The organism is Acidobacteriota bacterium, from assembly GCA_040752915.1.
Classification (GTDB): domain Bacteria; phylum Acidobacteriota; class UBA4820; order UBA4820; family DSQY01; genus JBFLVU01.
This window is the reverse complement of the sequence record JBFMHB010000101.1, coordinates 1-7,024: the sequence shown is the minus strand read 5'-3', so window position 1 is coordinate 7,024 and position 7,024 is coordinate 1. Positions and strand designations below refer to the sequence as shown.

8 protein-coding genes are annotated in these 7,024 nt (G+C 66.4%); 6 read left to right on the top strand and 2 right to left on the bottom strand.

Annotation, left to right across the window (positions count from 1 at the left end; all coding sequences use genetic code 11):
• Positions 1-222: 222 nt before the first annotated feature.
• Positions 223-1,848, bottom strand: coding sequence for a CTP synthase (locus AB1824_12650; protein MEW5765813.1), 1,626 nt, complete (start codon positions 1,846-1,848; stop codon positions 223-225).
• Positions 1,849-2,237: 389 nt separating this feature from the next.
• On the opposite strand from AB1824_12650, the gene epsC reads away from it, so the two are divergent.
• Entirely contained in the window at positions 2,238-2,831 is a 594-nt protein-coding gene (gene epsC, locus AB1824_12645; GenBank protein ID MEW5765812.1) for a serine O-acetyltransferase EpsC, read from the top strand.
• 33 nt (positions 2,832-2,864) lie between these two features.
• Here epsC and AB1824_12640 read toward each other — a convergent pair whose 3' ends face one another.
• Positions 2,865-4,649: a M1 family metallopeptidase gene (locus AB1824_12640; protein MEW5765811.1), complete on the bottom strand. Its 1,785-nt coding sequence runs from the start codon at positions 4,647-4,649 to the stop codon at positions 2,865-2,867.
• A 193-nt stretch (positions 4,650-4,842) separates the two neighbouring features.
• Here AB1824_12640 and AB1824_12635 point away from each other — a divergent pair, with 193 nt between their 5' ends.
• The 5 genes from AB1824_12635 to AB1824_12615 form a co-directional block, all read left to right on the top strand.
• Positions 4,843-5,523, top strand: a complete 681-nt coding sequence (locus AB1824_12635; GenBank protein ID MEW5765810.1) for a 50S ribosomal protein L25 — start codon at positions 4,843-4,845, stop codon at positions 5,521-5,523.
• Positions 5,524-5,544: 21 nt separating this feature from the next.
• Positions 5,545-6,147, top strand: a complete 603-nt coding sequence (gene pth, locus AB1824_12630) for an aminoacyl-tRNA hydrolase (protein ID MEW5765809.1) — start codon at positions 5,545-5,547, stop codon at positions 6,145-6,147.
• A 99-nt stretch (positions 6,148-6,246) separates the two neighbouring features.
• A complete protein-coding gene (rpsF, locus tag AB1824_12625) occupies positions 6,247-6,654 on the top strand; it encodes a 30S ribosomal protein S6 (protein MEW5765808.1) in 408 nt (135 codons plus the stop codon).
• 9 nt (positions 6,655-6,663) lie between these two features.
• Entirely contained in the window at positions 6,664-6,939 is a 276-nt protein-coding gene (rpsR, locus tag AB1824_12620; protein ID MEW5765807.1) for a 30S ribosomal protein S18, read from the top strand.
• A gap of 14 nt (positions 6,940-6,953) precedes the next feature.
• Positions 6,954-7,024: 50S ribosomal protein L9 (locus AB1824_12615; protein MEW5765806.1), on the top strand; the 71-nt coding region annotated here is incomplete at its 3' end.

Here is a 7,024-nt window from a genome sequence, read left to right as displayed (position 1 = left end):
GCCCCGCGGGTTTCCCCTGAGGGGGCATCCCGGCATGCTTGTCTTTTTTGAGAATGAGCCCAGTGGGCCCAACCTGGGATCTGGGGGCGCAGGCGTCGGGGCATCAGGCTCCGCGGGAAAAAATCCGACCCGCCACGGGGAGCCGCCCCCATCGGGTTCCTTCGGAGTGCCCTCGCCCGTGGACCGTGCCGGAGGATTCCCGCGCCCGGGTTCTCCGGTTCCCTACTTCTCCTTTCCCCCTTCGGCCTCGGATCGAAGGCGGTTTTCGTAAGCGGCCTTCACGAAGGCCCGGAAGAGGGGATGGGGGTTCAGGGGACGGGATTTGAACTCGGGGTGGAACTGGCAGCCGAGGAACCAGGGGTGGTCGGCGAGTTCGACGATCTCCACGAACTTCCCGTCGGGAGACAGGCCGGTGAAGGCCATGCCGGCCTTCTGGAGGGGTTCCAGGAAGGCCTTGTTGAATTCGTAGCGGTGCCGGTGGCGCTCCTCGATGCGCAGGTCCCCGTAGGCCTTGTGGGCGAAGCTGCCCAGGGTGATGTCGCAGGCGCACTTCCCCAGGCGCATGTTGCCGCCGTAGGAGTCGTCGCCCAGAAGGTCGCGGAGCTTGTAAAAGATCGGCGCCTGGCAGTCGGGGTTGAACTCGGTGGAGTTGGCGTCGGGAAGGCCCGCCTCCGAACGCGCAAACTCGATGGAGGCGAGCTGCATCCCCAGGCAGATGCCGAAGTAGGGGATCTTGTGGCGGCGGGCGTACCCAGCGGCCTTGATCTTGCCCTCCACGCCCCGTTCGCCGAAGCCTCCGGGGACGAGGATGCCGTGGACGCCGCTGAGAGGCCCGGCCGGTCCCTCGCGCTCGATGTCCTCGGCTTCCACCCACTTCAGACGGACGCCCAGCTTGTTGGCCACGCCGCCGTGGATGAGGGCCTCCCGCAGGCTCTTGTAGGAATCCTCGTACTGCGTGTACTTGCCCACGATGCCGATGGTCGTGGTGTCTTCGGGGTGCTTCAGGGTGTCGAGGAACTCCTCCCACTTCTCCAAACGCCGCTCGTGAAGGGGAAGGCCGAGGTACTTGAGGAGGATGTAGTCGAGGCCCTCCTGGGCGAAGTAGAGGGGGACCTCGTAGACGTGCTCCACGTCCTTCGCGGTGATGACGGCCTCCTCCGCCACGTTGCAGAAGAGGCCGATCTTGGCCTTCATGTCGCGGGGGATCGGGTACTCGGTCCGGCAGAGAAGGATGTCGGGCTGGATCCCGATGGAAAGCAGCTCCTTGACGCTGTGCTGCGTGGGCTTGGTCTTGAGTTCGTGGCTGGCCCGGATGAAGGGAATGAGGGTGAGGTGGATGAACAGGGCGTTGGCGCGGCCCACTTCGAGCTGGAGCTGGCGGATGGCCTCCAGGAAGGGCAGGGATTCGATGTCGCCCACGGTGCCGCCGATCTCGACGAGGCAGACGTCGTAGCCCTTGGCCTGGGCCTTGACGGCCTCCTTGATCTCGTTCGTGACGTGGGGGACCACCTGCACCGTGCCGCCCAGAAAGTCCCCCCGGCGCTCCTTCTCGATGACCTGGAGGTAGATCCGTCCGGCCGTGTAATTGTTGCCCCTGCCGGAGACCTGGCTCGTGAATCGCTCGTAATGGCCCAGGTCCAGATCGGTCTCGGCCCCGTCGTCGGTGACGAAGACCTCCCCGTGCTGGAAGGGGGACATGGTGCCGGGGTCCACGTTGATGTACGGGTCCAGTTTCTGGATCGTGACCTTGAAGCCCCGCGCCTCCAGGAGACAACCGATGGAGGCCGCGGCGATCCCCTTGCCCAACGAAGAAACCACACCCCCCGTTACGAAAATGTACTTGGGCATCCGGCACTCTCCCTTCTCCGGCATTTCGCGGGTGGTCAGTATAGCACGAGGGGGAGGGGGGCGGGAGACGGGAGAGGCAAGGCGGAGGGGGGAAGGCGGAAGGAAAAGAAGGCGCAATTGGGATTTGGGATTTCGGATTTGGGATTTGGGAATGAAATGCGATGGAAAAGGCGTGATCCGAAGGGCGGACGCCCTCGCCCCCCTGTCTCCGATTCTCCCTAGTCCCGAAGTCCCCGAGCTCCCAAGAAGAGAGACGGAAAGGGACCATTCTCCGGTTGCGCCGCCGCGGGTGGGTGGTCGAGGCGAATCGCCCGGCCGCCACGGTCCTTCCCCTTGGGGCCGGCCTGGAATATCCTGAACGCCGTTCCGTTGCCCGGAACGGAGGCGACATGTTCGAGGACGTCAAGGCCATCAAGCGGAACGACCCGGCCTGCGGGCCCGGGGAGTGGATCCTCTATCCCTGTCTGCACGCCGTGGTCGTCCACCGATACGTCAGCCATCCCCTGTACCGGCTCCGGGTCCCCTTCCTGCCCCGTCTCATCAGCCAGATCATGCGTTTCCTGACGGGTCTCGAGATCCACCCCGGCGCGCAGATCGGCCCCGGCTTCTTCTGCGACCATGGGGCAGGGGTCGTCATCGGAGAAACCGTGCGCATCGGGCGCAACTGCGTCCTCTTTCACGGCGTCACCCTCGGCGGCACGGGCAAGCACCGGGGAAAGCGCCACCCGACCGTTGGAGATGACGTCTTCATCGGCACCCACGCCACGATCCTGGGACCCGTGACCCTCGGCGACGGATCGCGCGTGGGGGCGGAATCGGTGGTGATCAACCGCGACGTGCCCGCCGGGTGCACCGTCGTGGGGGCCCCCGCCGTCATCGTCCGAAGGGACGGGAAGAAGGTCCACGAGCCCCTCCCCGTTTCGCTCTACCACCTGGACGACCAGCGGGACGCGGGGCATCGGGACCAGACCGCCGCCCGCTGAGTCCCACCGCGGCCCGTTTCAAGGGGTAGCGTCTCAGCCCTCGGGGTAGGCGGCCATCTCCACCTCGGCGACCCGCCTGGAGAGGCTGTGGTACCGGGTCTTGACCGTCTCGAAGGTGCCGCGGGCCAGCTCCCGGGTTCTGGGGCTGGCGGCCAGCGCCTTGTAGAGGGGCCGGAGGAATTTCATCCGCCCCACGCGGCCCAGGACCTCGCGGATCCGCGGGAAGGCGGGCGCGTAGTCGGAAACGGCCGCGATGGAGAGCCACTCCACGAGGATCTCGTAGTTCCCCTGGGACGTCAGGCCGAAGGTCCGGTCCAGCAGAGCGCAGTCGTCCTCGGGAAGGGGTCTCGGAAGGTTCTGCAGGTAGATCAGGGTTTCGGCGGGGGTCCAGGCGGCGGCGTCGGCCTTCGAGGGACGGACCCCGTCGGCCCAGGCGGCGGCCTTGGACTCGATGGCGGTCAGGGCCTTCGAAGCGAAGCGCGGGGCGTTCGCGGGAAGCCCCGTCCCGTACACCCATTCCTTAACGCCCACCTCGGCGGCGGGTCCCGGCAGACGTTCCTCAAGGAAGGCGAGGAACTCCTCGGAGGTGATGGAAGTGAACCGAAAGCGCTCGATGTAGTCCCGGACGAAAGCGTCGAAAACGCCGCGGCCGGCGGTGCGCTCCAGGAGGGCCACCAGACGTGCCCCCTTCTCGTAAGGGACCTCCGAATAGATCGAGTCGGGATCCACGCCCCACAAGTCGGTTTTCAACCGCGTATAGGGGGATGCGGCGCCGAAGCGCTCCAGGGATCGGTCCAGGCCCGTCTGCCCGATGGCCCACGCCAGGGAGGCGGCTTCACCGCCTCGAACGACCTCCAGGATCCTCCGCTCGGCCCAGACGGTGAAGCCCTCGTTGAGCCAGAAGTCGTTCATGGTGGCGTTGGTGACGAGGTTTCCCGTCCACGAGTGCGCGAGTTCGTGGACCACCACGGCCACGAGGGACCGGTCTCCGGCCAGCAGGGTGGGCGTGAGGAAGGTGAGGCGGGGGTTCTCCATGCCCCCGTACGGAAAGGAGGGGGGGAGGACCAGCATGTCGTACCGGTCCCACTCGTACGGTCCGAACACCCCCTCGGCCGCAGCGATCATGCTCTCGATTTCGGCGAACTCGAAGGCCGCCGCCTCCACCGTCTCGGGCTCCGCCCAGATGCGCGAGCGGGGGCCCAAATCGCGGCTCTCCAGACGCCCCGCCGCGAGGGCGAGGAGGTAGGAGGGGATGGGCTGAGGCATCTCGAAGGCGAAGGTCCGCGTCCCGGGAACCGGCCCAGGGCTCTCCTCCGCATCCCCCGCCGACATGACGGGACGCATCCCTTCGGGGACCGTGATTTCGGCCCGGTAGGTGATGCGCACTCGGGGGCTGTCCTGGCAGGGGACCATGGAGCGCGCATGGTGGGGCTGGCACTGGCTGAAGAGGAAGGGCGCCGCGCGGCCCTCGGTTTGCTCGGGGGACAGCCACTGGAGCGCGGCGGCCTCCGGGGAGGTGGCGTATCGCAGGGCCACCTCCGTGGTGCCCTCCGGCAGATCCAGGCGGAGCCGCCTCCCCAGCACCGGATCGGGGTCTCCCAGGTGGAACGGGACCGGGCGGTTTCGCTGGTCCCTCGCCTCGCGGATGTCCAGAGCGTCCGAATCCAGATCCAGGGGCCCCTCCGATGGAGCCGCCAGGAAGAGGCGGGCCTCCCCGGCGAGGCGGTGGGAGTCGAAGTCGGCCGATACCTTCCAATGGAGCCTCCGGACGAGGGGCTGTTCGGGGTCGAAGTGGGAGTGCGGATCGATGCGGGCCATGGCCGCTCCCTTTCATGGGGTCCGGCGCTCAGAAGGGCGCGGAGTGCGTCTCCCGACGCCGGAGGACCCCAAGAATAGCCCCGTCGGGGAGTCCCCGACAACGGGGCCGGGGGGGTTGCCAGAGGGCCAATCTTTTGATATCGTTATGGTTTCACGCAGGGTGCCCGCACCCGAGACCCCGTAGGAGCGAACGATGTCTCAGCAGTTCATCGAGATCGAGGTCGAACAGCGGCCCGAAGTCCGGAAGAAGGGCCGCCAGTGGACCGCATCCAAGGGATTGATCCCCGGTATCGTTTACGGAGGGGGCAAGGAGCCCGTTCCCATCGCGGTGGATCCCCGCAAGATCATCCAGATCCTCCGCTCGGAAAAGGGAAGGAACACGATTCTCCTGTTCTCCCTCAAGGGAACCAAAGCCCAGCGTCACGTGATGGTCAAGGAAATCCAGATCAACCCCGTGACCAACGAGCTCATCCACGCGGACTTCACCCGGATCATGATGGATCAAAAGGTGAAGGTGAGGGTGCCCGTGGTCTGCGAGGGCACGGCCTACGGCGTGAAGACGGAAGGGGGCCTGCTGGACGTGATCATGCGCGAGGTCCAGGTGGAGTGCCTTCCCGCGGACATCCCGGACCGCGTCACCATCGACCTGACCCCCCTCAAGGTGGGCGACAGCATCAAGGTCTCCCAGCTCACGTTCAAGGAGGGCGTCCGCGTCATCGAGAACGACCTCAACCAGCCCGTGGTCGTCATCGCCGCTCCCAGGATCGAGGCCGCTCCCGCCGCCGGCGAGGAGGCCGCCCCCGAGTCCCAGGAGCCCGAGGTGATCGGCAAGGGCAAGAAGTCCGAAGCGGAAGAAGAGAAAGAGGGCAAGTAGCCCCTTTCCGGCTCCCCAGCCATGTCCGTGGAATTCCTTGTAGCGGGGCTCGGAAAGCCCGAGCCCCGCTACGATCGTTCACCCCACAATGCGGGCTTCCTGGTGGCGGACAAGGTCCGGGAACTCTGCCGCGGACCCCGGTTTTCCAGGGACGGCGAGGCGGAAGCCAGCGTCTGCCGGTGGAGGGGGCGCGCCTTTCTCCTTCTCAAGCCCTTGACCTACATGAACCGGAGCGGGATCGCCGTGGCCCGGCTGGTCCGGCGTGAGTCCCTTCCGGCGGAGAGGGTCATCGTCTGTTACGACGACCTGGACCTGCCCTTCGGACAGGTCCGGCTCCGTCTTTCCGGCGGCGCCGGGGGCCATCACGGCATGGAGTCCATCCTGGAGGAGCTGGGGACGGGGGACTTCCCGAGGATCCGGCTCGGGATCCGGGAGGAGGCGGTGGAGAAGGGGGAGCAGGTGGACTACCTGCTCTCGCCCCTCGATCCGGACCGGCACGCTCTTTTGGAGGAGGCCGCGGAACGGGCGGCCCGCGCCGTCCTGGACGCGGTGGCCCACGGGTTTCTCCTCGCCATGAACCGCCACAACCGGAGAGGGAAGCCCGAGCCGGCCGCGGGAGCGTAAGCCCCTTCCTGGACAGCGGGGGCGCGCCTGTGCTATGATTTCAAAGCCTTCTTCCTCCTCCCGGACGTGGAGGGGGCTAGGCCATAAGGAGGTCAAGACGTGAGACATTACGAGACGGTGGTCGTGTTGCCGCCCAACCTCGGCGAGACGGACCTGGAGGCTCAGGTCACCCTCGTCGAGAAGGACCTCAAGGAGAGGTTCGGCGGGCAGAACCTCGTGGTGAACCGGTGGGGGAAGCGGACGCTCGCCTATCCCATCCGCAAGTTCACCGAGGGGTACTACGTCCTCTACGAGTACGATTCCGAAGCCGAGGACTGCGTGGCCGGCGTGGAGGGTCGCCTGAGGCTCAACGAGAGCGTCATGCGCTACCTGACCATCCGCCGGGACGAGGAGGTCCGCTCGGAAGCCAAGCTCAAGGCCCGGAGCGCCAAGCGGCGCCGCCACGCCGGGGAAGAGGACTTGGACGTGGGTGACAGCTACGCCGAAGACGACCAGGACATGGAGTGAGGACCGACCATGGGCGACCCTAGACGCGACGCCAAAGGCGGAAAAAAGAAGCGCTTCTACAAGAAGGACTACCTGTTCAAGCGGAAGAAGTACTGCAAGTTCTGCGACACGGGGGTGGCCTTCATCGACTACAAGGACGTGAAACTCCTCTCCGGGTACCTGCGCGAGCGCGCGAAGATCGTGCCGCGCCGCATTTCGGGCACGTGCGCCATCCACCAGCGGCAGCTCACCGTGGCCATCAAGCGGGCCCGTCTGCTCGCCCTGCTCCCCTTCACCCAGGATTGACGGAGGAGGGCCCCATGAAAGTCATCCTGAAAGAAAACCTCGACAACCTCGGACAGCGGGGCGCCGTCGTCAACGTGAAGGACGG

Bases quoted from the DNA above. Each gene is read 5' to 3' on its own strand.
- rpsR (MEW5765807.1), top strand. From the start codon at position 6,664: ATGGGCGACCCTAGACGCGACGCCAAAGGCGGAAAAAAGAAGCGCTTC.
- pth (MEW5765809.1), top strand. From the start codon at position 5,545: ATGTCCGTGGAATTCCTTGTAGCGGGGCTCGGAAAGCCCGAGCCCCGC.
- AB1824_12650 (MEW5765813.1), bottom strand. From the start codon at position 1,848: ATGCCCAAGTACATTTTCGTAACGGGGGGTGTGGTTTCTTCGTTGGGC.
- epsC (MEW5765812.1), top strand. From the start codon at position 2,238: ATGTTCGAGGACGTCAAGGCCATCAAGCGGAACGACCCGGCCTGCGGG.
- AB1824_12635 (MEW5765810.1), top strand. From the start codon at position 4,843: ATGTCTCAGCAGTTCATCGAGATCGAGGTCGAACAGCGGCCCGAAGTC.
- AB1824_12640 (MEW5765811.1), bottom strand. From the start codon at position 4,649: ATGGCCCGCATCGATCCGCACTCCCACTTCGACCCCGAACAGCCCCTC.